The organism is Mycobacterium sp. NPDC003449, assembly GCF_053588415.1.
Genome location: NZ_JBSFPX010000012.1, coordinates 44747 through 70395 on the forward strand (window position 1 = coordinate 44747; position 25649 = coordinate 70395).

27 protein-coding genes and 1 pseudogene are annotated in these 25649 nt (G+C 68.6%); 15 read left to right on the forward strand and 13 right to left on the reverse strand.

Translation table 11 applies throughout. From position 1 onward, the window contains the following. Positions 1-13: 13 nt before the first annotated feature. Both ACWDTP_RS06020 and ACWDTP_RS06025 read right to left on the reverse strand, forming a co-directional pair. Positions 14-1276 (reverse strand): sensor histidine kinase, encoded by a 1263-nt coding sequence (locus ACWDTP_RS06020; protein ID WP_450017567.1) that lies wholly within the window; start codon positions 1274-1276, stop codon positions 14-16. Beyond that, positions 1273-1995: a response regulator transcription factor gene (locus tag ACWDTP_RS06025; protein WP_450017569.1), complete on the reverse strand. Its 723-nt coding sequence runs from the start codon at positions 1993-1995 to the stop codon at positions 1273-1275. Before ACWDTP_RS06025 ends, ACWDTP_RS06020 begins: the two co-directional genes overlap by 4 nt. 106 nt (positions 1996-2101) lie before the next feature. On the opposite strand from ACWDTP_RS06025, the gene ACWDTP_RS06030 reads away from it, so the two are divergent. From ACWDTP_RS06030 to ACWDTP_RS06045, 4 genes are read left to right on the forward strand one after another with little or no spacing between them, the layout of a single operon-like run. Continuing rightward, positions 2102-3118 (forward strand): AAA family ATPase, encoded by a 1017-nt coding sequence (locus ACWDTP_RS06030; protein ID WP_450017571.1) that lies wholly within the window; start codon positions 2102-2104, stop codon positions 3116-3118. Beyond that, complete coding sequence (locus tag ACWDTP_RS06035; protein WP_450017573.1) at positions 3115-4044, forward strand: DUF58 domain-containing protein; 930 nt, start codon at positions 3115-3117, stop codon at positions 4042-4044. Before ACWDTP_RS06030 ends, ACWDTP_RS06035 begins: the two co-directional genes overlap by 4 nt. Continuing rightward, positions 4041-4985: a VWA domain-containing protein gene (locus ACWDTP_RS06040; RefSeq protein ID WP_450017575.1), complete on the forward strand. Its 945-nt coding sequence runs from the start codon at positions 4041-4043 to the stop codon at positions 4983-4985. Before ACWDTP_RS06035 ends, ACWDTP_RS06040 begins: the two co-directional genes overlap by 4 nt. Positions 4986-5013: 28 nt before the next feature. Further along, a complete protein-coding gene (locus ACWDTP_RS06045) occupies positions 5014-5322 on the forward strand; it encodes a hypothetical protein (RefSeq protein ID WP_450017577.1) in 309 nt (102 codons plus the stop codon). An 81-nt stretch (positions 5323-5403) separates the two neighbouring features. Here the strand turns inward: ACWDTP_RS06045 and ACWDTP_RS06050 are convergent, their stop codons facing one another. The 6 genes from ACWDTP_RS06050 to ACWDTP_RS06075 are packed head-to-tail and all read right to left on the reverse strand — an operon-like array spanning position 5404 to position 11428. Further along, entirely contained in the window at positions 5404-6216 is an 813-nt protein-coding gene (locus ACWDTP_RS06050) for an SDR family NAD(P)-dependent oxidoreductase (protein WP_450017579.1), read from the reverse strand. After that, entirely contained in the window at positions 6213-7223 is a 1011-nt protein-coding gene (gene dmpG, locus ACWDTP_RS06055) for a 4-hydroxy-2-oxovalerate aldolase (protein WP_450017581.1), read from the reverse strand. The genes ACWDTP_RS06050 and dmpG overlap by 4 nt, the downstream gene beginning before the upstream one ends. After that, positions 7223-8164, reverse strand: coding sequence for an acetaldehyde dehydrogenase (acetylating) (locus ACWDTP_RS06060; RefSeq protein WP_450017582.1), 942 nt, complete (start codon positions 8162-8164; stop codon positions 7223-7225). The genes dmpG and ACWDTP_RS06060 overlap by 1 nt, the downstream gene beginning before the upstream one ends. A 24-nt stretch (positions 8165-8188) precedes the next feature. After that, positions 8189-8926, reverse strand: a complete 738-nt coding sequence (locus ACWDTP_RS06065) for an SDR family oxidoreductase (protein ID WP_450017584.1) — start codon at positions 8924-8926, stop codon at positions 8189-8191. Continuing rightward, the gene (locus ACWDTP_RS06070) at positions 8913-10625 is read right to left on the reverse strand and encodes an IlvD/Edd family dehydratase (RefSeq protein ID WP_450017585.1); all 1713 of its coding nucleotides are present in this window, start codon (positions 10623-10625) and stop codon (positions 8913-8915) included. Before ACWDTP_RS06070 ends, ACWDTP_RS06065 begins: the two co-directional genes overlap by 14 nt. Beyond that, the gene (locus ACWDTP_RS06075) at positions 10622-11428 is read right to left on the reverse strand and encodes an IclR family transcriptional regulator (protein WP_450017587.1); all 807 of its coding nucleotides are present in this window, start codon (positions 11426-11428) and stop codon (positions 10622-10624) included. Before ACWDTP_RS06075 ends, ACWDTP_RS06070 begins: the two co-directional genes overlap by 4 nt. Positions 11429-11633: 205 nt before the next feature. Here ACWDTP_RS06075 and ACWDTP_RS06080 point away from each other — a divergent pair, with 205 nt between their 5' ends. Genes ACWDTP_RS06080 through ACWDTP_RS06095 form a run of 4 tightly spaced genes read left to right on the forward strand, consistent with a single transcriptional unit; the run spans position 11634 to position 16341 of the window. Further along, positions 11634-12737, forward strand: coding sequence for an isocitrate/isopropylmalate dehydrogenase family protein (locus tag ACWDTP_RS06080; RefSeq protein ID WP_450017589.1), 1104 nt, complete (start codon positions 11634-11636; stop codon positions 12735-12737). After that, complete coding sequence (locus tag ACWDTP_RS06085; RefSeq protein ID WP_450017591.1) at positions 12734-14203, forward strand: GntT/GntP/DsdX family permease; 1470 nt, start codon at positions 12734-12736, stop codon at positions 14201-14203. The genes ACWDTP_RS06080 and ACWDTP_RS06085 overlap by 4 nt, the downstream gene beginning before the upstream one ends. A gap of 15 nt (positions 14204-14218) precedes the next feature. Beyond that, positions 14219-15559 carry a bile acid:sodium symporter family protein gene (locus ACWDTP_RS06090; protein WP_450017593.1) on the forward strand — a complete coding sequence of 447 codons (1341 nt, stop codon included), beginning with the start codon at positions 14219-14221 and terminating at the stop codon, positions 15557-15559. After that, on the forward strand, positions 15556-16341 hold the full coding sequence (locus tag ACWDTP_RS06095) for an N-acyl homoserine lactonase family protein (RefSeq protein ID WP_450017595.1): 786 nt from the start codon (positions 15556-15558) through the stop codon (positions 16339-16341). Before ACWDTP_RS06090 ends, ACWDTP_RS06095 begins: the two co-directional genes overlap by 4 nt. Here the strand turns inward: ACWDTP_RS06095 and ACWDTP_RS06100 are convergent. From ACWDTP_RS06100 to ACWDTP_RS06110, 3 genes are all read right to left on the reverse strand, one after another. Beyond that, positions 16334-17107, reverse strand: a complete 774-nt coding sequence (locus ACWDTP_RS06100; protein WP_450017596.1) for a hydroxypyruvate isomerase family protein — start codon at positions 17105-17107, stop codon at positions 16334-16336. The two genes, ACWDTP_RS06095 and ACWDTP_RS06100, sit on opposite strands and share 8 nt — an antisense overlap. A 109-nt stretch (positions 17108-17216) precedes the next feature. Then, positions 17217-17513, reverse strand: a complete 297-nt coding sequence (locus ACWDTP_RS06105; protein ID WP_450017598.1) for a hypothetical protein — start codon at positions 17511-17513, stop codon at positions 17217-17219. A 120-nt stretch (positions 17514-17633) separates the two neighbouring features. After that, the gene (locus ACWDTP_RS06110; protein WP_450017600.1) at positions 17634-18848 is read right to left on the reverse strand and encodes an MFS transporter; all 1215 of its coding nucleotides are present in this window, start codon (positions 18846-18848) and stop codon (positions 17634-17636) included. A gap of 149 nt (positions 18849-18997) precedes the next feature. Here ACWDTP_RS06110 and ACWDTP_RS06115 point away from each other — a divergent pair, with 149 nt between their 5' ends. Next, on the forward strand, positions 18998-20128 hold the full coding sequence (locus ACWDTP_RS06115) for an ROK family protein (protein WP_450017602.1): 1131 nt from the start codon (positions 18998-19000) through the stop codon (positions 20126-20128). Between the two features lie 85 nt (positions 20129-20213). Here ACWDTP_RS06115 and ACWDTP_RS06120 read toward each other — a convergent pair whose 3' ends face one another. After that, positions 20214-21077, reverse strand: coding sequence for an LLM class flavin-dependent oxidoreductase (locus ACWDTP_RS06120; RefSeq protein WP_450017604.1), 864 nt, complete (start codon positions 21075-21077; stop codon positions 20214-20216). A 56-nt stretch (positions 21078-21133) separates the two neighbouring features. Beyond that, positions 21134-22390, reverse strand: coding sequence for a diiron oxygenase (locus tag ACWDTP_RS06125; protein WP_450017606.1), 1257 nt, complete (start codon positions 22388-22390; stop codon positions 21134-21136). A 129-nt stretch (positions 22391-22519) separates the two neighbouring features. Here ACWDTP_RS06125 and ACWDTP_RS06130 point away from each other — a divergent pair, with 129 nt between their 5' ends. The 6 genes and pseudogenes from ACWDTP_RS06130 (at position 22520) to ACWDTP_RS06155 (ending at position 25464) form a co-directional block, all read left to right on the forward strand. Continuing rightward, positions 22520-22906, forward strand: a complete 387-nt coding sequence (locus ACWDTP_RS06130) for a phage holin family protein (RefSeq protein ID WP_450017607.1) — start codon at positions 22520-22522, stop codon at positions 22904-22906. A gap of 12 nt (positions 22907-22918) precedes the next feature. Then, positions 22919-23164: pseudogene (locus ACWDTP_RS06135) on the forward strand (DNA-formamidopyrimidine glycosylase family protein); the annotation flags it as partial. Between the two features lie 141 nt (positions 23165-23305). Further along, on the forward strand, positions 23306-23773 hold the full coding sequence (locus tag ACWDTP_RS06140; protein ID WP_450017621.1) for a zinc finger domain-containing protein: 468 nt from the start codon (positions 23306-23308) through the stop codon (positions 23771-23773). Between the two features lie 40 nt (positions 23774-23813). Continuing rightward, on the forward strand, positions 23814-24563 hold the full coding sequence (locus ACWDTP_RS06145) for an SDR family oxidoreductase (RefSeq protein WP_450017609.1): 750 nt from the start codon (positions 23814-23816) through the stop codon (positions 24561-24563). A gap of 51 nt (positions 24564-24614) precedes the next feature. Then, positions 24615-24923: a helix-turn-helix transcriptional regulator gene (locus ACWDTP_RS06150; RefSeq protein WP_450017611.1), complete on the forward strand. Its 309-nt coding sequence runs from the start codon at positions 24615-24617 to the stop codon at positions 24921-24923. Continuing rightward, entirely contained in the window at positions 24901-25464 is a 564-nt protein-coding gene (locus tag ACWDTP_RS06155; protein WP_450017613.1) for a hypothetical protein, read from the forward strand. The genes ACWDTP_RS06150 and ACWDTP_RS06155 overlap by 23 nt, the downstream gene beginning before the upstream one ends. The last annotated feature ends 185 nt before the right edge of the window (positions 25465-25649 follow it).

Consider the following 25649-nt stretch of genomic DNA (forward strand, 5'->3'; position numbering starts at 1 on the left):
TCCTCGGGGGCGGTCAGGCCGGGTGGCGCCGCGGCAGCGGACACTCGACGGGTGGTGCGACGGCACGTTCCGGGCCGTCGGCGACGGCCCGGTCGGGTAGCCAGATGACGAAGGTGCTGCCCTCGCCGAGCCGGCTGAACAGGGTGATCCGGCCCTCGTGGCTCTCCACGATCTGGCGCGCGATGGACAGGCCCAGCCCGGAACCGCGGCGAGATCCGTTGTCGCCGTTGGAGGCCCGCTTGAACCGGTCGAAGACATGCGGCTGTTCGTCGTCGGCGATGCCCGGGCCGTCGTCCTGGACCGCGATCCACGCCCAGCCCCTGAGGCTGCCGCCCGCCACCGTCAGGGTCGAACCGGTCGGCGCCAACCGGATGGCGTTGGACAGCAGGTTCGCCACCGCGCGGCCGAGGGATTCGGGATCGGCGTACACCACCGGACCGGGCGCACTGCGCGGCTCGATCCCCAGCGGTCGCTCGGCGGCCAGCAGCCGGTGCTCGTCGACCACATCGGTGACGAAACCGTGCAGGTCGACGTTGCGGTCGGCGAAGCTTCCCGAGCGCCGCCGCGCCGTTGCCAGCAGATCCTCAAGCAGCCGCGCCATCCGGGCCGTGGCCCGCGAGACGACCGTGAGCGCATGCGCGCGTTCGGCCTCGGTGGCGTCCGGATTGGCCAGTACCGCTTCGACATTGGCCTGCACCACGGCGACCGGGTTGCGCAGCTCGTGCGATACGTCCTCGACCAGTGCGCGTTCGGCCCGGAACGCGGAGTCCAGGCGTTCCAGCATGCCGTCCAAGGTGTCGGCGAGGGCGCGCAGTTCGTCGTGCGGTCCGGTGGCCCCGATCCGCTGCGAGAGGTCGGTGGCGCGTAACCGGTTGGCGGTCGCGGTGATCTGGCCGATCGGCCGCAGCAACCGCCCGGCCACCACCCAGCCGACCAGCAGGCAGATCACGAAGATCGCCGCCAGCGCGATCAGCGAATAGTTGCGCAACATGTCCAGGGTGGACTGATTGACGGCCTGCTGCACGCTGCGCAGATCGGCGGCCTGGAAGTTCTCGCCCGGCCGGTACACCATGGTGCCGTCGGTTTTGCGCTCGAACTTCTTGACCGTCACGGCGTCCAGCGGCGTCGCGTCGATGGTGTGCGAAAGGGCCGCGTACACGCCGACCAGGATCAGGGCCGACACTCCGAACAGCCACGCCGATGTGGTGATCGCCATCCTGGCCCGGATGGTTCGGGCCCAGGCGGGCCACAGCGGGCGGGGGCCCCCGAGCCTCATGCCCCGCTCATCGGTGACAGCGGCGCCGCGGCAGTATCTTTCAGCCGGTATCCGCGGCCGACCAGGGTGTGCAGCACCTGGTCCTCACCGGCGACGGTCAGCTTGCGGCGAAGCGTTCCCACCGTGACCCGGACGGTCTGGGTGAACGGGTCGGCGTTCTCGTCCCACACGTGTTCGAGGATCTGCTCGGCCGACACCACGTGACCCGGTCGGGTCATCAGGAAGCGCAGCACGGCGAACTCCTTGAGGGTGAGTTCGACCTCGCGGGCCTTGCGGTAGACCACCTGGCGGGCGCAGTCGAGGACGATGTCGCCGACCCGCAGCGCGGCGGACCCGCCGCGGACCTCGCGGCGCAGCACGGCGCGCAGCCGGGCGGCCAGTTCGGCCAGCGCGAAGGGTTTCACGATGTAGTCGTCGGCCCCCGCATCGAGACCCCGGACCCGGTCGGGCAGGGTGCCGTGGGCGGTCAGCATCACGATGCGCAGATCGCGGCCCGAGCGGGAGTCCAGCTCGCCGCTACGGATCCGGGCCGCGAGCCGCAGCCCGTTCCCGTCCGGCAGGGTGACGTCGACGAGCGCGATGTCGTACTCGTTGACCGCGAGACGCTCCTGGGCCTCGGCGCAGGACAGCGCCGCGTCCACGGCATAGCCCTCGCGCTGCAGGCCGATTCGCAGCGCGCTGACCAGGCCCTCCTCATCCTCCACGATCAACACCCGCATATTGGCCGAGGATAGCCACGAGACCGGGCCGGTGCCCACAGCGCTTTCGGTCGGCTTTCGCTTCGCCTTTCGCAGGTTTTCGCACCGGCTTGGTGAACTGGGCGCCATGACCGCAGAAACCGACTCACCCACGGATGTGAGCGCCATCGCCGAACGTGCCCTGTTCGAGATGAAACATGTTGTGGTCGGGCAGGATCAGATGCTCGAGCGGCTTCTGGTCGGCCTGCTCGCCAACGGTCACATCCTGCTGGAGGGGGTGCCGGGCATCGCCAAGACCCTGGCCGTGCGCACCGTCGCCACCGTCGTCGGTGGGAGGTTCCACCGCCTGCAGTTCACCCCCGACCTGATGCCCGCCGACATCCTGGGCACCAGGGTGTGGCGGCCCTCCAGCGAGACCTTCGAGATCGAACTCGGACCCATCTTCGGCAACCTCATCCTGGCCGACGAGATCAACCGGGCACCGGCCAAGGTGCAGTCGGCGCTGCTCGAGGCGATGGCCGAGCGGCAGGTCAGCATCGGCGGCCGGACCTTCGCCCTGCCCAGCCCGTTCCTGGTGCTCGCGACGCAGAATCCGATCGAGACCGACGGGGTCTATCAGCTGCCCGAGGCGCAGCGGGACCGTTTCCTGCTCAAGGTCGAACTGTCCCACCCCGGCGAACTCGACGAGATCGCGATCCTGCACCGGATGGGGTCGCGGCCGCCGATGCCGCGCACCCTGGTCACCCCGGAGCAGGTGCAGGCCATGCAGCGGGTGACCGAGGAGGTGTTCGTGCACCACGCCATCTCGCACTACATCGTGCGGTTGGTGATGGCCACCCGTGACCCGGCCGGCTACGGGGCGGGCGCCATCGCCGGGCTGCTGGAGTACGGCGTCAGCCCGCGCGGCTCACTGGGGCTGCTGGCCGCGGGCCGGGCGCTGGCGCTGCTCCGTGGCCGCGACTATGTACTTCCCGCCGACGTCGCCGAGATCGCCCCCGATGTCCTGGCGCACCGCCTGGTGCTGACGTTCGACGCCGTCGCCGACGGGGTCGATCCGCGGCAGCTGATCGGCGAGGTGCTCGACCGGGTGCCTGCCCCGCAGATCGCCCCCAGGCATCCCGAGATCGACGAGGTGGCGTCGTGACCACCGATCCGCTGCGGGCCCTCGACCTCGGCGTGCGCCGCCGGATCGACGGGCTGGTGCCCGGTGACCACGAGGGCAGCCGGCTCGGCAGCGGAAGCGAACGCGAGGAGGTGGTGCGTTACCAGCCGGGCGACGATGTGCGCCGGATCGATTGGAACATCACCGCGCGCAGCACCGATCTGCACGTCTGGCGGCCGCGGGCCGATCACCGGCTCGACACCTGGGTGCTGCTCGACGTCACCGCCAGCATGGCATTCGGCACCGTGGCCGACGAGAAACGGGAACTGGCCGCCAAGATCGTGGCCGCGATCGGGCTGCTGACCGACGCACCGGGCAACCGGCTCGGGGTCGCGACCTTCGGTGCCGATGGGGTGCGCTGGCACCGTCCAGGCCCGTCCCGGCAGGCCGCGCACCGGATCGGCCGTGAACTCGCCGCCGACGGGGTGCGCGACGGAGCGGGCGGCCCGTCGCTGGCCGCGGCCATCGAGACGTTCGGTGGGCGTCGGCACCCCGACGGGTTGCGGATCGTGGTGTCGGACTTCCTCGATCCGGGCACCGATGCCGCGTTCGGTCCGCCGTTCGACTGGTACCGGCCGCTGCGGCGGATGACCGCCCGTCACGACGTCATCGCGGTCGAGATCGTCGACCCGCGCGAGCTGACACTGCCCGATGTGGGGTCGGTGTTGCTGGTGGACCCCGAGTCGGGGCGGCAACGCCACGTCTGGACGTCGGACCGCGCCGTGCGGCGCCGGTACGCGGAGGTGGCCGCGGCCTACCGGGCATCGGTCGCCGCGGCGATCCGCGCCTGCGGCGCCGAGCATCTGCCGGTCAGCACCGGCCGCGACTGGGTGCGCGATCTGGCCCGTTTCATCCAGGCCCGCAGGCGCACGATGCGCGGCCGCGGCCACGGGGCCCGATCACGATGACATTCCTGGCTCCCGCGGCCCTGCTGCTGCTCATCCCGGTGGCGCTGCTGGGTGTCGGCTATCTGGTGACGCTGCGCCGCAGACAGCGTTATGCGGTCCGGTTCGCCGCGCTGCCGTTGTTGGACAAGGTGATTCCGGAACGTCCGCACTGGCGCAGGCACCTGCCCACCGGCCTGCTGCTGATCGCGCTCGGGCTGATGGGGCTCGCCGCGGCCCGCCCGGAGCTGGCGGTCCGGGTGCCCTACGAGCGGGCGACGATCATCGTCGCGATCGATACGTCGGAATCGATGCAGGCCCGCGATGTCGAACCGGACCGGCTGACCGCGGCCATCGCTGCCGCGGGGGAGTTCATCGACCGGCTGCCGGGCCGCTTCAACGTGGGCGTGATCGCGTTCGCCGGCTCCACGTTGGTGGTGCACGCGCCCGACACCGACCATGCCGGCGCCAGGACCAGCCTGCTGTCCATCGGCACATCGTCGCGGACCGCGATCGGCGAGGGCGTGTTCGCCGCGCTCGACCAGGTGCGCACCGTGACGGGCAGGGCCGCAACCGATCTGCCCGCCCACGTGGTGCTGCTGTCGGACGGCACGAACACCAGCGGCCGCAGCCCCGCGGTGGCGGCGCGGGCCGCGGCCGCCGCCGGGGTGCCGGTGTCGACGATCGCCTACGGCACCGACGGCGGGGTGATGCACAGCTACGGCTACTCGACGCCGGTGCCGGTCGACGCCAGGACGCTGGCCGATCTGGCGGCCACGACCGGCGGAACGGCGTATTCGGCCACCAGCGGTGACGAGCTGGCCGACGTCTACCGCGATATCAGTTCGTCGATCGGTTGGCGCACCGAATGGCGTGAGGTGACACCGCATGTCGCCGCGCTTGCCCTGGCCTTCGGACTTGCCGCGGCCGGCCTTTCGCTGCGCTGGCTGTCCAGGATGGTGTGAGATGACCGACCCGAGGAGAGGTTGAAAAATGAGTACACCCAACGGAAAGTATGTTCTGGCGGCGCTCGGTGCGGGGGCCCTGGTGTCGGCCGTGCTCGTCACCGCAGGCCCGGCCGTCGCAGCACCGACCGGACAGTCGGTCGAGCAGACCGTGAAAAGCCTTGAAACCAGCGGATACCGGGTGATCGTCAACCGGACCGGGGCGGCGCCGCTGTCCAGCTGCACGGTGGTCGCGGTCCGGCCGGGGCAGACCCACTCCACCACCGACTCGCGCGGCGGCGGCTCGCTCAACACCACCATCATCTCGCAGACGGCCTATGTGGACGTCTCCTGCTGACGGTTGGGCGGATCGGATGCTTATGCCGAGGATTGTGGTCAATATGTGGCTGCATTCCTCCGCTTAGTGCTCGGCACGGCCCTAGCCGGTCTTCTGGATCAACCCGCCGTCGACGACCAGCTCGGTGCCGGTGATGTACCCGGCCTCGTCGGAGGCCAGGAAGGCCGCGGCGGTGGCGACGTCGAACGGGGAACCGAACCGGCCGAGCGGGATGGTCGCCTCGCGGCGGGCCCGCAGGGTCTCGGCGTCGGCCCCGCCGAACACGCCGCCGTAGGCCCGATCGGTCGAGGTCTGCAGCGGTGTGTCGATGACGCCGGGATGGATGCAGTTCGCCCGGATCCCGGCGTCCGCGTACTGCACGGCCAGCGACCGGGTGAATGCCGGGACTGCGCCCTTCGTGGTCGAATACGCGATCATCGGCAGTCCGGTGAAACGCAGCCCGGCCAGCGATCCGATATTGGTGATCACCCCCGACCGCTGTCGCTCCATCACGGGCAGCACGTATTTGGCGGTGAGATAGAGCGTCCTGAGGTTGGCGGTGACGACCCGGTCCCAGTCCGCCTCATCCAGCTCCACCGGTCCGCCGGGCCTGATGATGCCGATATTGTTGTGCAACACGTCGATTCGCCCGTTCAGGGATTGCAGGCAGTGTGCCACCATGGCCTCGACGTCGCCGGCCACCGACAGGTCGCCGACGAAGATGTGGCACACCCCGCCCTCGGCCAGCACCAGGTCCCTGGTCTCGGCCGCGGACGCCTCGTCCAGATCGGCGACCAGCACCCCGGCCCCCTTGCGGGCATAGGTGAGCGCGGCGGCCCGGCCGTTGCTCATCCCGGCACCGATGGCGCCGCCGCCCGCGACGATCACGCTGCGGCCGGCCAGGCCTGCGGTCACCGCGATCCCGCCATGGTGAGCGCGACGTCGACGATCATGTCCTCCTGCCCGCCGATCAGGCCGCGCTTGCCGACCTCCATGAGCAGCTCGCGCATATCGACCCGGTGGTCCAGGGACGCTTTCTCGGCATGGCGCAGGAAGCTGGAGTACACCCCGGCGTAGCCGAGGGTCAGCGTGTCGCGGTCCACCCGGATCGGCCGGTCCTGGATCGGCCGGACCAGATCGTCGGCCGCGTCCTCCAGGGCGAACAGGTCGCAGTCATGCTGCCAGCCAACCAGGTTGGCCACGGCGATGAACGCCTCGAGCGGGGTGTTGCCCGCCCCGGCGCCGTGGCCGGCCAGCGACGCGTCCACCCGGTAGACCCCCTCCTCGACCGCCGCCACCGAGTTGGCCACCGACAGTGACAGGTTCTCGTGGGCGTGGATGCCGATCTCGGTTTCCGGTTTGAGCACCGCGCGGTAGGCCCGGACCCGGTCCCGGACCCCGTCCATGGTGAGCCGGCCCGCCGAATCGGTCACGTAGACACAGTGCGCGCCGGCGTCCTCCATGATCTTGGCGGAGCCGGCCAGCTCCTCGGGCGGCAGATAGTGCGACATCATCAGGAACCCGGACACGTCCATCCCGAGTTCGCGGGCGCGTTCGATGTGCTGGGGGGCGACGTCGGCCTCGGTGCAGTGGGTGGCGATCCGCACCGAACGCACGCCGAGGTCGAAGGCGCGCTGCAGATCTCCGACGGTCCCGATGCCGGGGATCAGCAGCGTGGTCAGCCGGGCTTTGTAGACCACGGCCGCCACTTCGGCGATCCACTCGTCGTCGGTGTGGCTGGCCGGACCGTAGGTGAGGGTCGAGGCCGCGAGCCCGTCACCGTGGGCCACCTCGATCGCGTCGACACCGGCCGCGTCGAGCGCCGCGGCGATCTTGACCAGCGGCTCGATCCCGATCCGGTGTCGGATCGCATGCATGCCGTCGCGCAGGGTGACATCCTGCACGAAGATCCTGGTGCTCATCACGCAACTCCGTTCAGTGTGTCGGCGTCCTGGGAAAGGCGTTCGGCCACTTCGAGTGCGGCCGAGGTCATGATGTCGAGGTTGCCCGCATAGGCAGGCAGGTAGTGGGCCGCACCCTCCACCTCGAGGAACACCGAGACCTTCCACCGGTCTTTCGGGGTGGCGTCGATCAGGGTGCGCAGCGGCTCGTCGGCGGGGATCGGGGTGAACTGCACATCCTGTTTGAGCCGGTAGCCGGGGACGTACCCGGCCACCTCGGCCACCATCTCCCGCACCGAGGCCGCGATCTCGTCGCGTTTGTCCTCCTCGACGATGGCGATCACGGTGTCGCGCATCAGCATCGGCGGTTCGGCCGGGTTGAGGATGATCACCGCCTTACCCCGGCGCGCGCCACCGACCTCTTCGATCGCCTTGGAGGTGGTCTCGGTGAACTCGTCGACGTTGGCCCTGGTGCCCGGCCCCGCCGACCGCGACGCGATCGAGGCGACGATCTCGGCATACGGCACCGGGGTGATCCGGGAGATCGCGTGCACGATCGGGATGGTGGCCTGCCCGCCGCAGGTCACCAGGTTGAGGTTCTTGACGCCGAGATGCTGGTCGAGGTTGACCACCGGGATCACGTAGGGGCCGATCGCGGCCGGGGTCAGATCGAGGATCTGCTTGCCGAACGGATCGAGCGCGGCGGCGTTGGCGATATGAGCCTTGGCCGAGGTGGCGTCGAGAACGAGGCCGACCTCGGCGAATTCGGGCATCTCGAGCAAGCCGTTGACCCCCTTGTCGGTGGTGGCGACCCCGAGCCGGCGTGCCCGCTGCAGGCCGTCGGACTCGGGGTCGATGCCGACCATCGCCACCGGTTCCAGCCCCGGGTAACCGCGCAGGCATTTGATCAGCAGGTCGGTACCGATGTTTCCGGAGCCGATGATGGCGATCTTCGTTGTCATTGAGCGAAACTCCTTCGTAGCGACTCAGCCACGCCCGAGCATGGGCATCCGGGTGGCCATGATGGTGAGGAACGGAACGCTGACGTCGGTGGGCAGACCGGCGATGTGTGCGATCGTCGAACCGACGTGCGCGACATCGAATCTGGCCTCGGCCGCGACGCTGCCGTCGGCCTGCAGCGATCCGGCGCCGAACCCCGACGTCATGGCCGTCGCCGCGTTCCCGATATCGATCTGGCCGACCGCCACGTCGAGGTCACGGCCCTCCAGGGCCAGCGCCCTGGTCAGCCCGGAGATGGCGAATTTGCTTGCTGTATAGGGAATCGCCTGTGGCCGGGGTACCTGCGCCGACACCGAGCCGATGTTGATGATCCGGCCACCGCGCGGCCGCTGGGCGGTCATCAGCCGCATCGCGCTCCGGGCACACAGGAACGTGCCGGTCACGTTGACGCTCATGGTCTGCGACCATTCGTCCAGCGAGGTTTCGGTGACCGGCCGCTGGTCCCCGAACACCCCGGCCGAATTGACCAGCACGTCGAGCCGGCCAAGGCCGGTGAAGAACGCGTCGACGGCCGATTCGTCGGTGACGTCGAGTTCGACGGCCGCACCGGAACCGGCGGCCTCCACGCTCTCGGCCAGGGTCGCCGCGGTGCGGCCGCAGAACACCACCCGGTGGCCGGCCCGGGCCAGGGCCACCCCGGCCGCCCGTCCGATCCCGCTCCCGCCGCCGGTGACCACCGCCACCGGTGCCTCAGTGACTGGCACGCGGAACCTCCGATCCTCTTCTGCCGCGCAGGAAGTCGAAATCGGCTCCGGTGTCGGCCTGGGTCACGTGTTGGAGATACATCTGCAGGTAGCCGCCCTCGGTCTGTTTGTCCCGGCCGCTGAGCGCCGCGATCTCGCGCCGCCGGTCGAGTTCCTCGGCAGGCACCTCCAGGTGCAGCCGCCGCGCGGGCACATCGAGTTCGATCAGGTCGCCGTCCTCGACCAGGGCCAGCGGCCCGCCCGCCGCGGACTCCGGCGCGACGTGCAGGACGACGGCGCCGAACGCGGTGCCGCTCATCCGGGCGTCGGAGATCCGGACCATATCGGTGACGCCCTGCCGCAGCAGCTTGGCCGGGATCGGCAGGTTGCCCATCTCGGGCATGCCCGGATATCCGCGTGGCCCAGCCCCTTTGAGTACCAGGACCGAGTCGGCGTCCACCACCAGGTCGGGATCGTCGATGCGGGCCCGCAGATCGTCGATATCCTCGAAGACCACGGCCGCACCGCGGTGGACCAGCAGTTCCGCGGTGGCGGCCGACGGTTTGATGATGGCGCCGTCGGGGGCCAGGTTGCCGTGCAGCACCGCGATACCGGCGTCACGCTGCAGCGGATTATCGCGGGTCCGGATCGCCGGGGACCCCCACGAGGTGACGCCTTCGGTGTTGGCGCCGAGGGATTTACCGGTGACGGTCAGCGCGTCGCGGTGCAGCAGATCACCGAGTTCGTTGATCACCAGGGCGAGTGCACCGGCGTCGAAGAACTCGTCCATCAGGTACTTGCCGGACGGCACCAGGTCCACGAGCAGCGGGATCCCCGCCGCGACGCTGTCGAAATCGTCCAGCGACAACGGAACCTCGATGCGCCCGGCCAGGGCCAGCAGGTGCACGACGGCGTTGGTCGACCCGCCGATCGCGGCGTTGACCCGGATCGCGTTCTCGAACGCCTCCCTGGTCAGGATGTCGGACATGGCCACGTTCTCCCGGACCAGGTCGACCGCGCGCACACCGGCGTCCTGGGCCAGCACCTTGCGCCTGGCGTCGACGGCCGGGATGGCGGCGTTGCCGGGCAGGCCGAGGCCCATCGCCTCCACCAGCGAGGCCATCGTCGATGCGGTGCCCATGGTGTTGCAGTGCCCGTTGGACCGCCACATGCAGGCCTCCGCGTCGACGAACTCGTCGGCGGTCATGGTGCCCGCACGCACCTCGTCGTACATCGCGTAGGTGCCGGTGCCCGACGGCAGCGCCACCCCGCGGCGGCGCCCCGGCAGGGTCGGGCCACCGGACAGCACCATGGTCGGCAGGTCGACGCTGGCGGCGCCCATCAGCAGCGCGGGTGTGGTCTTGTCGCACCCGCAGAGCAGGACGACACCGTCAAGGGGGTTGGCCCGCAACGTTTCCTCGACGTCCATGCTGACCAGGTTGCGGTAGAGCATGGTGGACGGGCGCATCAGGGTTTCGCCCATCGAGGTCACCGGGAACTCCAGCGGGAACCCGCCCGCCTCGTACACGCCGCGCGCGACATGTTCGGCCAACTCCCGGAAGTGGGCGTTACACGGGGTGAGCTGTGACCAGGTGTTGCAGATCCCGATCACCGGCCTGCCGTCGAACATCCGGTTCGGCACGCCCATCGCCTTGATTCCGGAACGATGGAAGAACCCGGTCTTGTCGGCACCGCCGAACCATTGCTGTGACCGGCTCATCGCGACTCGGCCAATGCGATCGCCTCGCTGACCTGGCGTGCGGCCTCGACCACGGCCTTGGCCATCTGATCGCGGGACCGGGTGAAGGTGCTGCGAATGGTGGTGATCGAAATAGCCGCCACCGCATAGCCGTTGGAGCCGAGCACCGGGGCGGCGATGCAGCAGACCTCCTCGACCAGCTCGCCGTCGTCGACCGCGTAGCCGTCGGCACGGGCGGCCTCGACCCGGTCGCGCAGCTCGCCTGCGGTGGTCGCGGTGAACCGGGTGTACGGCACGGCCCGGAACTCGCGCAGATACTGCTCGAGCTCGTCGGCGGGGGAATTCGCCAGCACCACCTTGCCCATGGCGGTGCAGTAGGCGGGGTGTTCGGAGCCGGGCATCGGCTCGATGCGGAACATCTGCCGCGACGCGATGCTGTCGGCGTAGACGATCGCACCGCGGTAGAGGGTGCCGAGGTTGACGGTCTCGTGGAACTGCTCGGCGAGCTCCAGCAGTTTCGGCCGGGCGAGGTCGATCAGGCCGGTGCGGTCCTTGATCGAGTTCGCGACCGCGACGAGCTTCATGGTCAGCCGGTACTTGCGGCTCTCGGCGACGTGCTCGACGTAGCCGGCGCTCATCAGGGTGCTGAGCAGCCGGTCGACCGCCGGTTTGGACAGGTCGAGTTCGCGGGCCAGTTCGGTGATGCCGGAGGAGTCGACGCGGCCGAGGGCCTCGATCAGGCGCATGGCGTTCGACACCGACGCCACCTCGCGATCCCGGCGGGCCGGGCTGCCGGTCGCCTCCGGGCTGGAACCTTCGGTCACGGGACCCCCTTCTTGTCGATATGCGAATCAACAATTCGCAATACAGACGGTAGGTGTTCGACGGAAGCTGTGTCAACGGCGCAACCACAGCGTGGGATCCGCGAAACGGACCGCTTGACGCTGAGATGCGGATCACTTTATCGTGTTGCCCATCGAACTATGGGTTCGATATGCGAATCAAAGCCACTCAGATTGGGAAGTATCGGTGACCTACGACATTGCAGTCCTCCGCGGCGACGGAATCGGCCCCGAGATCGTCGATCAAGCGACCAAGGTGCTCGCGGCGGCGGCCAAGGCCATTCCCGGAATCGACCTGGCGATCAACCACCTCGACGGCGGCGCGGACTACTACGTGCGGACGGGGCAGGTCGCCCCGGAGAGCACCTGGACCGCCATGCGCCAGGCCGACGCGATCCTGATGGGCTCGATGGGGCACCCCGACATCCGGATGCCGGACGGCACCGAGGTGCAGGGCCACTTCATCGTCAACGCGCGCAAGTCGCTGGACCTCTACGCCGGGGTCCGGCCGATCAAGGCCTATCCCGGATCCCGCGGCCTCGACCCGTCGGCCAAGGTCGACCTCGTCATCGTGCGGGAGAGCACCGAGGGGCTGTTCGCATCCTTCGGCGGCGGGGCTCAGGTCAGCGACGATGTCTTCGCCGACACCATGATCGTGACCCGCAAGGGGTCCGAGCGGATCAGCCGCTACGCGCTCGAACTCGCGGGCACCCGGCGTGGCAGGCCCAGTGACGGCGCCGCCCTGGTCACCTGCGTGGACAAGGCCAACATCTTCCGGTCGCTGGCCTTCTTCCGGCGGGTGTTCGACGAGGTCGCCGCCGACTACCCGACGGTGCGGACCGACCATGCGCTGGTCGACTCATTCTCGATGAACCTCATGCTGCACCCCGAGAACTACGACGTCCTGGTCACCGAGAACATGTTCGGTGACATCCTGTCCGATCTGGCGGCGGCGCTCGTCGGTGGCCTCGGCCTGGCACCATCGGGCGATATCGGCGACGACCATGCGATGTTTCAGCCGGCGCACGGCTCGGCGCCCGACATCGCCGGGCAGGACCGGGCGAACCCGGTGGCCACGATCGTATCGGCCCGGATGATGCTGGACTGGCTGGCCGAACGTCACGACGACAACAAGCTGCGGACCGCCGCCGAGGTCATCGAACGGGCGGTCGTCGAGACCATGGCCGCGGGCGCGCTGACGGCCGATCTCGGTGGCGGCCTTGGTTGTTCGCAGTTCGGCGACGCGGTGGCCGAATCCGTGCGACGGATCGCCCCCGAGCTCGCGGCATGACCGTCGCAGCCACCCTCGCCGTGCTGGCCGCCGAGGACGAGCCGACCGCCACCGTCGGTGACGACCTGCTGCTGGCCCTGACCGTCGGCAGCGTCGTGCTGATCATCGTGCTGATCGCCTGGGCCAAACTGCATCCGCTGATCGCCCTGATCGCGGGATCCGCGGTGCTGGGCATCACGTCGGGCCTCGGTGCTGGCGCGACGATCGAGAGCTTCACCGACGGGCTTGGCGGGACGATCGGCGACACCGGACTGCTGATCGCGCTCGGCGCCATGCTGGGCCAGCTGCTCAACGTGTCCGGCGCGGCCACCCATCTGGTCGACCGGTTCGTGCACGCGGTGCCGCCACGCGCGATTCCGTGGGCGATGGCCGGCATCGCGTTCCTGATCGGGCTGCCGCTGTTCTTCGAAGTCGCCCTGGTGCTCATCTTCCCGATCATCGTGCTGGTGGTCCGCCGCACCGGCATGCCCCTGCTGAAGGTCGCGATGCCCGCCCTGGCCTCGCTGTCGCTGCTCAACGGCTTCCTGCCGCCGCATCCCGGCCCGCTGCTCGCGGTTTCGGCGTTCAACGCGGATCTGGGCCGGACCCTGCTGTTCGGCATCATCGTCGCCATCCCCACGGTGATCATCGGGGGCCCGGTGCTCGGCAACCTGCTGAGCCGGTGGGTGCCCTCGCCCGATGTCCGGACGCTGCTGTTCGGCGGCCAGGAACCCAGCACCGACAAAGACGAAACCGGCGGCGGGCCAACCGGATCGGGCGGGACGGCGACCGCGGTCGCGGCCCCGCAGACGGCGCTCAAGGTGCCGGGCGCGACCGCGACGCTGGTCACCATGCTGCTTCCGGTCGTGCTCATGCTGATCAGGGCGATCGCGGAACTGGTTCTGCCGGAGGGAAATCCGGTTCGGCACACCGCTGAGCTGATCGGTGAGCCGACGGTGGCGCTGTTCGCCGGCTGCCTGACCGCGATGTTCACCTTCGGTCTGGCGACCGGGCTCGGCAAGCAGAAGGTCGGCAGCGTGATGGGGTCGGGGCTGCCGCTGGTGGCCGGCATCATCATGATCGTCGGCGCGGGTGGCGGCTTCAAGTCCACCCTGGTCGCGACCGGGGTCGGCGACGTGATCGCCGACCTGGCACACGGTCTCGGGCTGCCGACCCTGATGCTGGGCTGGCTGCTGGCCGCGCTGATCCGGATCGCGGTGGGGTCGGGCACCGTGTCGATCGTCACGACCGCGGGTCTGCTGGCCCCGCTCGCGGCGGGGATGAGCCCGAACCAGGCCGCGCTGATGGCGCTGGCCATCGGGGCCGGGTCGCGGTTCATGTCGCACGTCAACGATGCCGGCTTCTGGATGGTGAAGGAGTTCCTGAACCTCAGCGTCAAGGACACCTTCCGCACCTGGACCGTCATGGACTGCACGGTGTCGGTGATCGCCGGCATCGGCGTGATGATTCTCGGCGTATTGGTCTAAGGCCTCGGAGGCGAAATGCACACTGTACGTAGGGCATGTCTGGTTCTCGCCGCGATCGCCGCGGTGCTCGTGGTGATCGGCCTGGCGATCGGGCTGCCGGGGCTGTGGCAGCCCGCGGTCCTGGTCGCGGTGTTCGGCGGCGCCACCGGAATCGGGGCGGTCGAATCCGCGAAGAGTTATCAGTACACGGCGTGGGTGGTGGCCTGCGTGATCGCGGCGCTGCTGTTTCCCGGTGCGTTCCACAGCTGGGGCGGGGTGGAGCTGAGCGGGAAGTTCCTGATGACGACCATCATCCAGCTGGTGATGTTCGGCATGGCCACGCAGATGCGGCTGCACGACTTCGCCGGGGTGGTCCGGCATCCGCGCGGAGTCCTGGTCGGGCTGATCGGGCACTACAGCGTCATGCCGATCGCAGCGTTCATCCTGGTGCAGTTCACCGGGCTGCCCGCCGAGATCGGGCTCGGCGTGATCCTCTACGGCTGTGTGTCGAGCGGTCTGGCCTCCAACGTCATGAGCCTGCTGGCCCGGGCGAATCTCGCGCTGGCCGTGACGATCACCGCGATGTCCACCATTCTGTCTCCGTTGATGACACCGTTCCTGATGAAGGTCTTCGCCGGGCGCATCGTCGACGTCAGCTTCATCGCGATGATGTTCGACGTCATCCGGATCACCCTGGTTCCGGTGGCCGCCGCCCTGCTGGTCGACTATCTGCGCACGGCGGGCCCGGAGGCGCTGCGCCGGGTCAACATCCTGGTCGCGCTGGCGGCGGTCTGGCTGGTGGCCCTGGTCCTCGGTGGCTGGAACGCCGCGGCCGAGCGGCTCGGTGCGACGGGACTCGGTGTCTTCCAGTCGCTTTCGTATGTGGCGGCGGCGATCGTGCTCGCCAGGGTGTATCACCTGCTGGTGACCGGCCCGCTGCCGATCCTGGCGACGGCCATGCCCTACGCGTCGATGTTCGGGATCATGTACTACAACACGATCACCACCGCGGCCGGACGGGATGCGTTGCTCGAGGTCGGCCTGGTGCTGCTGGCCGTCGGCATCGTCCACAACCTGACCGGTTACGTGTTCGGCTACTGGGGCAGCCGGGCCAGCGGGCTCGACCAGTCCTCCTCGCGTTCGGTGGCATTCGAGGTCGGGATGCAGAACGGCGGGATGGCCACCGGCCTGGCCGCATCGATGGGCATGATCGGGACCGCGGGGCTGGCCGCCGCGGTATTCAGCCCGCTGGGCAATATCACCGGATCCCTGCTGGCCAACTACTGGTCGCGTCGCCCACCGACGGGCGGCGAGGCCTCGCAGGCCCAGGACGCCTCGACATCCCCGACCACCCTGCAGACCGGGAAGACCGCATGAACCCGCCGTCGGACACCTATCAGGTGCTGGCCGTCCGGTACGGGGTCTGGCACACCACCAAGCGGACCATCTATCATTCGTTCGACGTCTACCGCGAGGCCGACGAACCGGTCCAGATCGACTACTTCTTCTGGATCGTGCGCAACGCCGCGCGGACCATCGTGGTGGACACCGGATTCCGTCCGGAGGTGGCGGACCGCCGGGGCCGCGAGCTGCTGCTTCCGGTACCGGACGCGCTGAGCCTGGCCGGGGTGGATCCCGCGACCGTCTCGCATGTCGTGCTGACCCACTTCCACTACGACCACATCGGCAACCTGGACCTGTTCCCCGGCGCCCGGGTGATCGCCGGTGCCCGCGAATTCAGGTTCTGGACCGGGGATATCGCCGAGCAGCCGATCTTCGCCACCGCGGTCGAGGCCGACGAGGTCGACCTGATCCGCAAGGCGCAGGCCGACGCCCGCCTGACCCTGATCCCCGACGAGGACCCGGCCATCCCCGGCGTGTCGTTCCGTGAGGTCACCGGGCACACCCCCGGCCAGATCGTGGTCGAGGTCGCGACCGCGGGCCGCCCGGTGGTGCTGGCTTCCGACGCGTCGCACACCTATGAGGAGTTCGAGGCCGAGCGCCCGTTCCACATCGCGTCGAGCCTGCCGGAGATGTACACCGGGCTGCGCTGGCTGCGCGAGCGGTCCGCCGAGGCCGAGGTGATTCCCGGGCACGATCCGGAGGTGATGCGGCGCTATCCGGTGGACGACAGCGGATTCGTCGCCACGATCAGCTGACCGGGAGGTATTCGAGCGCGACCTCGCCGCGGTACCCGAGTTCGTCGAGCAGCCGCAGATAGCCGTCGATGTCGAGGGTTCCGGTACCCGGCGCGTGGCGGCCGGGGAAGTCGGCGATCTGCACGTGTGCGATGCGCTCGGCGTGGGTGCGCAGTACGGTTTCGATGTCCTCGCCGTTGGCGGCCAGGTGGTAGAGGTCGGCGAGCAGGCCGACCGCCCCCGGCCGGCCCACGGCTTCCTCGACCCGCGAAATGACCTGTGCCGCCTGCTCGGCCGTCACCACCGGATAGTTCTGGACACCGCTGAGCGGTTCGAGCATCGGAACCGCACTCACCCGCCGTAACCGGTCACTGGTCGCGCCGAGATTCCCGATCGCGGTGGCCAGCTGCTCCTCGGCGGTGTACTGCGGCAGGTACACGCCGAAGGGGACGTTGCACCGCCGGATCCCCAGCCGGGTGACGATCCCGGCGACGGCCTCCAGATGTGCGGCGAACTCCTCCGCCCGGTCCGGATGCGAAACGATCCCGCGCCCACCCGATTCGGTGCCACCGAGGGTGAAGTTCATCGCGAAGACGCGGGTTCCGCTGGTCCCGACGGCATCGACGAAACCGGAGACCGTGGCCTCGTCCGGCGTCGACGTGTCGAACGGCCACCAGAACTCCAGCTGCCGGTAGCCGTCGGCCGCGGCGGCGGCGGGCTGGTCGAGGAGCGGGACCGTGGGGTAGAGGATCGAGCAGTTGGCGACAAAAGACCTGCGCGGCTGCATTCGTCGATCCTCTCAAAGTGCCTGCACATAAAACAATCGGCCACACGCCAATGTGCGGCCGATCGCAATTACGGGTGCCAACAATTCACCGCGACATTTTATTCCACACTCAGCAGGTGACATCCACATACACGGTCTTCGAAATGACCGTGGTGTTGATGGACCCGCCGCCCCGGGAATCGTCGGTGGCGAAACTGTGGCCCGGCCGCACCCCGGCCACCGTGCAACCCGACATCGGCGCGGCCCCGGTCCGGTTGACAATGACGTGGTAGCCGCTGGTTTCGAGGCTCTTCACGGTCTGTTCCACCGACTGCTCCGTCGGTGCGGCGGTAACGGCGCCGCACAACCCGAACGCGGCGGCGGCCAACGCTCCGGCGGAGAGCGCGGCTACGGCGTAATTCTTCATTTCCCGACCCTTCATCAAGGCGCATCGGAAATTCCACAACTTCCGATTGGCGCCTATAGACGTCAAGGACTGATTACGTCGGAAAATTCCACATCTTCATATTGATTTCTCAGGCTTATTTCAACCGTCGCGCTGGAGCGCAACGGATACGGTGAGAACCAGCAGTCCGCCGATCGCGAGCAGCGATCCCGCCGCGGCCGGCGCCGTATAGCCGTAGCCCGCCGCGATGACCAGCCCGCCGACCCAGGCGCCGGACGCGTTGCCGATGTTGAGCGCCGAATGGTTCAGCGCGGCGGCCAGGGTCTGTGCATCGTGTGCGACGTCCATCAACCGGGTCTGCAGGGCCGGCCCGACCGCCGAACCGGCGGCGCCGATCCCGAACAATAGCAGCAGCGCGGTCCACGGGTTGTGCGCGGCGGCCACGAACACCGCGAGCAGCACCCCGAGCGTGCTCAGCGACAGGTACAGCGCGCGCACCACCGAGGTATCGGCCAGCCTGCCGCCGACCAGATTGCCGACCACCATGCCGAGGCCGAACATCATCAACGCCACCGGAACCAGCGCCCGGGACAGCCCGGCCACATCGGTCATCGTGGTGCTGATGTAGGTGTACACCGCGAACATCCCGCCGAAGCCGATCATGCCGACCAGCACCGCGAGCCAGACCTGCGGCCTGCGCAGGGCGCTGAGCTCGGTCAGCGGACTGGTGACGGGCATGGCCCGCAGATGGTGGGGCAGCCAGAACCACAGGGCGGTCAGGGTGACCAGGCCGATCACCACGACCAGACCGAAGGCGCTGCGCCAGCCGAGGGCCTGGCCGAGCCAGGATGCCAGCGGGACGCCGAGCACCGTGGCGATGGTCAGACCGGACAGCACGTGCGCGACCGCCTTGGCCCGGTTCTGCGGACCCATCAGGTGCGCGGCCGCCAGCGCGGCGATACCGAAGAACGCGCCGTGCGGCAGGCCCGCGACGAAGCGGGCGGCCACCAGCGTGGGGTAGGACTGGGCGGCCATGCTGGCCAGGTTGCCGAGGGTGAACACGGCCATCAAGCCCAGCAGCAGGGTGCGTCGCGGCACCCGGGCGGTCAGGGCCGCGATCACCGGTGCGCCGACCACCACGCCGAGCGCATAGGCCGAGATGACGTGGCCCGCGGTGGGCTCGCTGATGCCGAAGCCTGCCGCGATGTCGGGCAGCAGGCCCATCGCGACGAACTCGGTGGTGCCGATGCCGAAGCCGCCGATGGCCAGGGCGAGTACCGCGAGCCACCGGATGGTCGGGTCGGGGGCGACCACGGAAACCGGTCCGGCTGCGGGGCGGTCGAGGGAAGTCGTCATGACGTGTGGCTCTCCGATGGGTGGAAAACGGGCTGAATCTCGGACAGCGTTGGCGAGAACGGCGCGTACAACGCTAACCGCACTTCTGCTGTTCCATCAACCTACTTTTGCACTTGAAATACGAAAGTGAGCGAAGTTACGCTGGGGCCATGTCGACCGTCGGGGAAGTCCTGGCGCTGATCCGGGACCGCCGCGACGTCACCCGCGCCGAGATCGGCCAGCTCACCGGCCTGTCCCGGACCGCGGTGGCGGCCCGGGTGGCGGCACTGGCCGAGCACGGGCTGGTGATCGAATCCGAGCAGGCCCCGTCCACCGGCGGCCGCCCCGCGGCGCTGCTGTCCTTCGACGTCGACGCGGGCGTCGTGCTGTCCGCATCGATCGGGCGCAGCCGCACCCGGTTGGCCGTGTGCAATCTGGCCGGCGACGTCCTCGACCTCACCGACATCGACCAGCAACCCGATCTCGGGCCGGGTGATCTGATGCCCGACGTGGTCAAACGCCTCGATTCGCTGCTCGACGGATATGACGGCCGGCGCATCTACGGCATCGGGCTGAGCCTGCCCGGCACCGTCGACCGGGAACGCGGCACCAGCCTGGCCTCACCGATCCTGACCGGCTGGGACGGCGTCGACCTGCACCCCTACCTGGCCGAGCTGACCGATGCGCCCGTCGTCGTCGACAACGACGTCAACGTCATGGCCATCGCGGAGCACCGCGGCGAACGCGACCTGGCCGACATACTGGTGCTCAAGGCGTCGACCGGAATCGGGGCGGGCATCATCGCGGGCGGTGTGCTGCAGCGCGGCGCCGCGCAGGCCGCGGGTGAACTCGGCCACAACAAGACCCCGGCGGCCGCCGGGAGGCCGTGCCGATGCGGCGACACCGGATGCCTGGAGGCCGTCGCGGGCGGCTGGGCGTTGGTCGCCGAGCTCCACCGGGACGGCGTCAACCATGTGCGGGATCTGGTGCGGCTCGCACACGACGGCGACGCCGACGCCCGCCGGATGATCCGCGAGAGCGGCCGCCAGATCGGCGAGGTGCTCGCGTCGGCGGTCAACCTGCTCAACCCCGCGGCGCTCGTGGTGGCCGGCGATATGGCAGGCGCCTACGACATCTTCGTCGCCGGGCTGCGGGAAGCGTTGTACGGCAACGCCACTGCGCTGGCCACCCGGACGCTGCGGGTGGCGCCGTCGATCTACGGCGACCGGTCCGGCGTGATCGGCTGCGCCACCATGGTTTTGGACGAGGTGCTCAGCGCCGAGGCGATCGACCGGTTGTAGCGGCCACCACCGGCCCCCGCGAGCAGACGCAAAACAGCCCAAAACTGCGGCGAAATAGGCAGTTTCATGTCTGCTCGCCGAGGGGCTAGACCTTGGCGATCACGTGCTCGGCGAAGCTCTCCAGGTGCCGGATCTTGCGGTCCAGTGGCTCGGTGTCCTCACCCATGATGTAGGGCAGCCGGAACCCCACGATCACATCGGTCACGCCCTTGTCCTCCAGGCGTTTGACGCCGTCGACGGTGAACCCGTCGGCCGAGATGACGTGGACCTCGAAGGGTCCGGTCTGCCCCTCCTCGCGGCGAATCTCGTTCAGCCGCTTGAGGAGTACGTCGAGGTCGTCGGTGCCGCCACCGTGCATCCAGCCGTCGCACCTGGCGGCGCGCCGCAACGCGGCCTCGGCGTGGCCGCCGACCAGGATCTGCACCGGCCGCGACGGGGCGGGCGTCATCTTGGTCTTCGGGATGTCGTAGAACTCGCCGTGATACTCGAAATAGTCGCCGCCGGTGAGGCCGCGGATGATGTCGATGCACTCGTCCATCCGCTTACCGCGCCGGGCGAACGGCACGCCCATCAACTCGTAATCCTCCGACCACGGGCTGGTGCCGACACCGAGGCCGAGCCGGTTGTCGAACAACGCGTTGAGTGAACCCACCTGCTTGGCCACCAGGGCAGGCGGCCGGATCGGCAGCTTGAGCACGAAGAAGTTGAATTTCAGCGTGGTCGTGACGGCGCACAGGGCCGATGCCAACACGAAGGCCTCGATGAACGCCTTGCCGTCGAGGAACTCGCGGTTCCCGTCGGGGGTGTAGGGGTACGTCGAATCGGATTCGAACGGATAGGCCAGGCTGTCGGGAATGGTCATGGCGTGATAGCCGGCCGCTTCGGCGGCCTTGGCCAGCGGGATGTAGTAGGTGGGGTCGGTCATGGCTTCCGCATAGGTGAACCGCATGCACCCACGCTAGAACGTGTTCTAATTGTGCGGGTCGGAACGGTGCGGCGACCGGCTCAGCCGGGAAGCGTGACCTCGACGTCCTCCAGGCCGAACGGCGGTTCGCCCACCCCGGCGATCGAATGGGTGCCCTGTGCGGTGCGTTCGGTGACTCTGGCGTCGACGGTGCGGTCGGCGATCGTCAGCCGGACCGGGCCGTTGGGCACCTCGCGGTCGAGAATCGTGCCCTGCCAGTGGTATCGACCGTCGATCGGATCGAGATGGCCGGTGAGCCGGACCCGCACCGGGTGGTCGCGGCCGTCTACGCCGAGGGTGGCGGGTCCGTCGTAGACGTCATCGGCGATCGAGGGTTCCGGCCCCGACGCCGGTCCCCGCGCCGCGCCGCGACGCCACCGCCGGGAGCGGCCGGAATCCGACGGCAGGAAGCCGGTGCGGCGCCACAGCCGCCGCCCGATCCGGCCCATCAGGCCGACCTCCTCGAGAAAGGCGGCCAGCGGGGCGAATCCGGCGATCTGGGTCTCGTGCCGGTGCGCGCTGGCCCTGGCCATCCGGCGGGCGGCGCGGGCGTCGAGGCCGACGCGCTGGTACTGCACCTTGTGGGTGAACAGGAAGCGGAAGAACAGCCCGCCGACACCGTTGAGGTTGCCCACCCAGACCCGGGTGATCCACGGCATGGCCGGGGTGCGCTTGCGCAGGCCGTCGCGGGCGAACTGGATGTGGCGGGCTTCCTCGGTGACGTGAATCCGCATGAGCCGCTGCACCATCGGCTGCAGCTGCGGATCGTCCATCATCTGCCGCTGCAGGGAGTCGAAGATCTCCTCGCCGATCAGGGCCGCCACCCACAGCACCGAGCCGCGGAAGAAGAACGGCAGCGTGTTGATCACCATGCGCTGGTACAGCCGGGGGCGTACCGGTTTGGCGCCCACCTTCTCGATGGCCCGGCCGAACATCACCATATGCCGCGTCTCGTCGCCGAGTTCGGTGAGCTCGTAGTGGGTGGCGCGGGCGGTCGGGTCCTGGTGCATCATCTTGCGCAGCAGTGCCTGATTGAGGATGTTCTCGAACCAGATGCCCGCCGAGAGGGTGTTGACCAGTTCCTGCCTGGACAACTCGATCCGCTGATCGCGGGACATGCTGTCCCACAAGGGTGTTCCGTACAGCGAGACGACCTTGGGTGGCAGGAAGAACTTGTCCGGCTCCAGCGGCGCGTCCCAGTCGATATCGACGATGGGCGCATAGGACTTGCGGACCGAGCCCTTGAGGAGGCGCTCGGAGAACTCGTCACGTGCTGCCGACCGAACCGAAGCTGTCACCGTTGACACCCCTTCGTTGACGTTTTCCCTTCAAATGTAAATACGCGTTCGTCAAGTTGTCAATACCGTCGGTACCGGATACTTCGATGTGGGCTCGGCGCGGTGCCGGATCGTGCACACTGAGCACTTATGGGCTCATTTCTGTTGCGTGCCGCGGTGACCGGATTCGCGCTGTGGGTGGTCACCCTCATCGTTCCGGGGATCGGATTCGTCGGCGGTGAGTCGACGATCGCCAGGATCGGCATCATCTTCGTCGTCGCGGTGATCTTCGGTCTGGTCAACGCGATCATCAAGCCGATCGTGCAGATCCTGTCGATCCCGCTCTACATCCTCACGCTCGGGCTCATCCACATCGTGATCAATGCGCTGATGCTGTCGGTCACGTCCTGGATCACCGAGAACACCACGCACTGGGGTCTCGCCATCGACCAGTTCTGGTGGACCGCGATCTGGGCCGCGATCGTGCTGTCGATCGTGAGCTGGGCGTTATCGTTCGTCCGGGCCGCCGCGGGCTGACACACTGAAGGCATGCCCGAACTGCCCGAGGTCGAGGCGCTGGCCGACTATCTGCGCCGGCACGCGGTCGAACGAGTGGTGACCCGCATCGACGTATCCGCCCTGTCGGTGCTCAAGACCTTCGACCCGCCGATCACCGCCCTGCACGGCCAGGCGGTGACCGGCGCGAACCGCTGGGGCAAGTACCTCGGTCTGGAAGTCGGCCCCTGGCACCTGATCACGCACCTCTCGCGGGCCGGCTGGTTGCGCTGGTCGGAGAAGCTGGCGCCGACGCCGCTCAAACCCGGGAAGGGACCGATCGCGCTGCGTGTTCACCTGGGGGATTCGGTGGGCTTCGACCTGACCGAGGCGGGAACGCAGAAGCGGCTCGCGGTGTGGGTGGTGGCCGACCCACGCGACGTGCCGCAGATCGCCGCGCTCGGGCCCGACGCGCTGTCGCTGGATTCCGCGGGCCTGGCCGGGGTGCTGGCCGGGCAGTCCGGACGGATCAAGACCGTCATCACCGATCAGAAGGTGATCGCCGGGATCGGCAACGCCTACAGCGACGAGATCCTGCATGTGGCCAGGCTCTCGCCGTTCGCCACGGCCGGGAAGCTGACTGATGCGCAACTCGGGGATCTGCACGACGCGATGATCTCGGTGCTCACCGATGCGGTGTCCCGCTCGGTCGGCCAGCAGGCCGCGACGCTCAAGGGGGAGAAGCGGTCGGGGCTGCGGGTGCATGCCCGCACCGGCCTGCCCTGCCCGGTTTGCGGGGACACCGTGCGCGAGGTGTCCTTCGCCGACAAGTCGTTTCAGTACTGCGCGACGTGTCAGACCGGGGGCAAGGTGCTCGCCGACCGCCGGATGTCGAGGCTGCTCAAGTAGGGGTTTCTCGGCAGCTGTTTAACGAGGTTATCCTGCTGCGGTGACCCGTCAGAAGATCTTGATCACCGGTGCCAGCTCCGGCCTGGGCGCCGGTATGGCCCGCCAATTCGCCGCCAAGGGCCGTGACCTGGCGTTGTGCGCGCGCCGCACCGACCGGCTCGATGAGCTGAAGGCCGAGCTGGCCGACCGCCAGCCCTATATCAAGGTGGCCGTCGCGGCACTCGACGTCAACGACCATGAGGCGGTGCCCCGGGTGTTCGGTGAGCTCGCCGACGAGCTCGGCGGGATCGACCGGGTGATCGTCAACGCGGGCGTCGGCAAGGGCTGGCCGCTGGGCGAGGGTAAGCCGTGGGCCAACAAGGCCACGCTGGAAACCAACCTGGTCGCCGGGCTGGTGCAGATCGAGACCGCGCTGGAGATGTTCAAGAAGTCGGGCGGCGGCCACCTCGTGCTGATCTCGTCCGTGCTGGGCAACAGCGGTGTGCCCGGCGGTAAGGCGGCCTACTGCGCCTCGAAGGCAGGTATGACGTCGCTGGGTGAATCGCTGCGCGCCGAGTACGACAAGGGGCCGATCCGGATCACCGTCATCGAGCCCGGCTACATCGAATCGGAGATGACGGCCAGATCGGCCACCACGATGCTGATGGTCGACAACGAGACCGGCGTGCGGGCGATGGTCGAGGCGATCGAGAAGGAGAAGGGCCGGGCGGTGGTGCCGCGCTGGCCGTGGGCACCGCTGACCCAGGTGCTGCGCCTGTTGCCGCCGAGATACACCAAACGGTTCGCCTGATTTCTGCTCGACGCCTTGACGGATTGTTGGGTTTTCATAACAATGAGTTGTATGAGTCCGGTGAGGCGTGGGGAAAAGCTCCCCATCCACAATCGCATCGGTGTGTTGCGCGCCGAGCGGGGGATGACGCGAGCCGAGCTCGCGACGCTCATTGACGTGAACCCGCAGACCGTGGGCGCGCTGGAGCGCGGCGACCACTACCCGAGCCTGGATCTGGCGTTCCGGATCTGCGACGTCTTCGGCCTGCCGGTCGAGGCGGTGTTCTCCCGCGAAGCGTTCACCCCGCTGTCCGCCGAGCTCTACGGAAGCAGGACGCGAGCGAAAGGGAGCGGTGCAGATGTCTCGATCGACGCAGGCTGAACCGGATCTGCTCGACCGGTACCAGGATTATCGGACCCGGCGGTTCCTCAAACACGAACGCACCTATGCGAATTCGCTGCCCGGCTGGCGTAATCAGCGCAGGCGGCGGGCGCTGGTCGGCTGGCTGGCCGCCACATTCACGTTCATGTTCGCGGTGGCCGTGGTGTGCGCTTTCGGGGTGAAATGGGCTCCGCTGCTGTGGCTTCCGGCGTGCGCCGCATTCTTCCCGGCGTGGATCGCACTGCAGATCGTGTCCGGGCGCCGCGGCGACGCGCCGGAGGCCGCGCTCGACGAATACGAGATCGCGCAGCGCAACAGCGCCCGCTCGATCGGGCTGACCGTGACGCAGAACCTGATGATGATTCCGATCTGCTACCTCATCTTCGGCGCGGTGATCACCGGGGGCGCGGACCGTGCCATGGCCTACGCCGGCGGGTTGATGACTCTGACGGTGCTGCTCATCGGCGGATGCCTGCCCGCGATGATCCTGGGCTGGACCAGGATCGATAACGATGCCGATCCCGATGTCGAGGGCGGGTAGTCACAGCGGCCACACCGGTCCCAGATTCTGGGCCGTCAACCGATGTGCCCGGCTGCCAGCGATTTTTCCGCGACAATCGTCACTCGGGTGTTCAGGAGCCTCACCGGCCCCACAGTCAGTGATCACACCCGCCCCTGACATCACTGCACCATCGTCAGACTCAGCAGCCCAGCGCTCGGCTATGC

What these genes read in the sequence shown, in the direction of transcription:
- ACWDTP_RS06085 (WP_450017591.1), top strand. Translation starts at nt 12,734, where the DNA reads ATGACCGTCGCAGCCACCCTCGCCGTGCTGGCCGCCGAGGACGAGCCG.
- ACWDTP_RS06070 (WP_450017585.1), bottom strand. Translation starts at nt 10,625, where the DNA reads ATGAGCCGGTCACAGCAATGGTTCGGCGGTGCCGACAAGACCGGGTTC.
- ACWDTP_RS06040 (WP_450017575.1), top strand. Translation starts at nt 4,041, where the DNA reads ATGACATTCCTGGCTCCCGCGGCCCTGCTGCTGCTCATCCCGGTGGCG.
- ACWDTP_RS06105 (WP_450017598.1), bottom strand. Translation starts at nt 17,513, where the DNA reads ATGAAGAATTACGCCGTAGCCGCGCTCTCCGCCGGAGCGTTGGCCGCC.
- ACWDTP_RS06060 (WP_450017582.1), bottom strand. Translation starts at nt 8,164, where the DNA reads ATGACAACGAAGATCGCCATCATCGGCTCCGGAAACATCGGTACCGAC.
- dmpG (WP_450017581.1), bottom strand. Translation starts at nt 7,223, where the DNA reads ATGAGCACCAGGATCTTCGTGCAGGATGTCACCCTGCGCGACGGCATG.
- ACWDTP_RS06090 (WP_450017593.1), top strand. Translation starts at nt 14,219, where the DNA reads ATGCACACTGTACGTAGGGCATGTCTGGTTCTCGCCGCGATCGCCGCG.
- ACWDTP_RS06130 (WP_450017607.1), top strand. Translation starts at nt 22,520, where the DNA reads ATGGGCTCATTTCTGTTGCGTGCCGCGGTGACCGGATTCGCGCTGTGG.
- ACWDTP_RS06030 (WP_450017571.1), top strand. Translation starts at nt 2,102, where the DNA reads ATGACCGCAGAAACCGACTCACCCACGGATGTGAGCGCCATCGCCGAA.
- ACWDTP_RS06095 (WP_450017595.1), top strand. Translation starts at nt 15,556, where the DNA reads ATGAACCCGCCGTCGGACACCTATCAGGTGCTGGCCGTCCGGTACGGG.
- ACWDTP_RS06025 (WP_450017569.1), bottom strand. Translation starts at nt 1,995, where the DNA reads ATGCGGGTGTTGATCGTGGAGGATGAGGAGGGCCTGGTCAGCGCGCTG.
- ACWDTP_RS06150 (WP_450017611.1), top strand. Translation starts at nt 24,615, where the DNA reads ATGAGTCCGGTGAGGCGTGGGGAAAAGCTCCCCATCCACAATCGCATC.
- ACWDTP_RS06110 (WP_450017600.1), bottom strand. Translation starts at nt 18,848, where the DNA reads ATGACGACTTCCCTCGACCGCCCCGCAGCCGGACCGGTTTCCGTGGTC.
- ACWDTP_RS06155 (WP_450017613.1), top strand. Translation starts at nt 24,901, where the DNA reads ATGTCTCGATCGACGCAGGCTGAACCGGATCTGCTCGACCGGTACCAG.
- ACWDTP_RS06120 (WP_450017604.1), bottom strand. Translation starts at nt 21,077, where the DNA reads ATGCGGTTCACCTATGCGGAAGCCATGACCGACCCCACCTACTACATC.
- ACWDTP_RS06045 (WP_450017577.1), top strand. Translation starts at nt 5,014, where the DNA reads ATGAGTACACCCAACGGAAAGTATGTTCTGGCGGCGCTCGGTGCGGGG.
- ACWDTP_RS06020 (WP_450017567.1), bottom strand. Translation starts at nt 1,276, where the DNA reads ATGAGGCTCGGGGGCCCCCGCCCGCTGTGGCCCGCCTGGGCCCGAACC.
- ACWDTP_RS06100 (WP_450017596.1), bottom strand. Translation starts at nt 17,107, where the DNA reads ATGCAGCCGCGCAGGTCTTTTGTCGCCAACTGCTCGATCCTCTACCCC.
- ACWDTP_RS06115 (WP_450017602.1), top strand. Translation starts at nt 18,998, where the DNA reads ATGTCGACCGTCGGGGAAGTCCTGGCGCTGATCCGGGACCGCCGCGAC.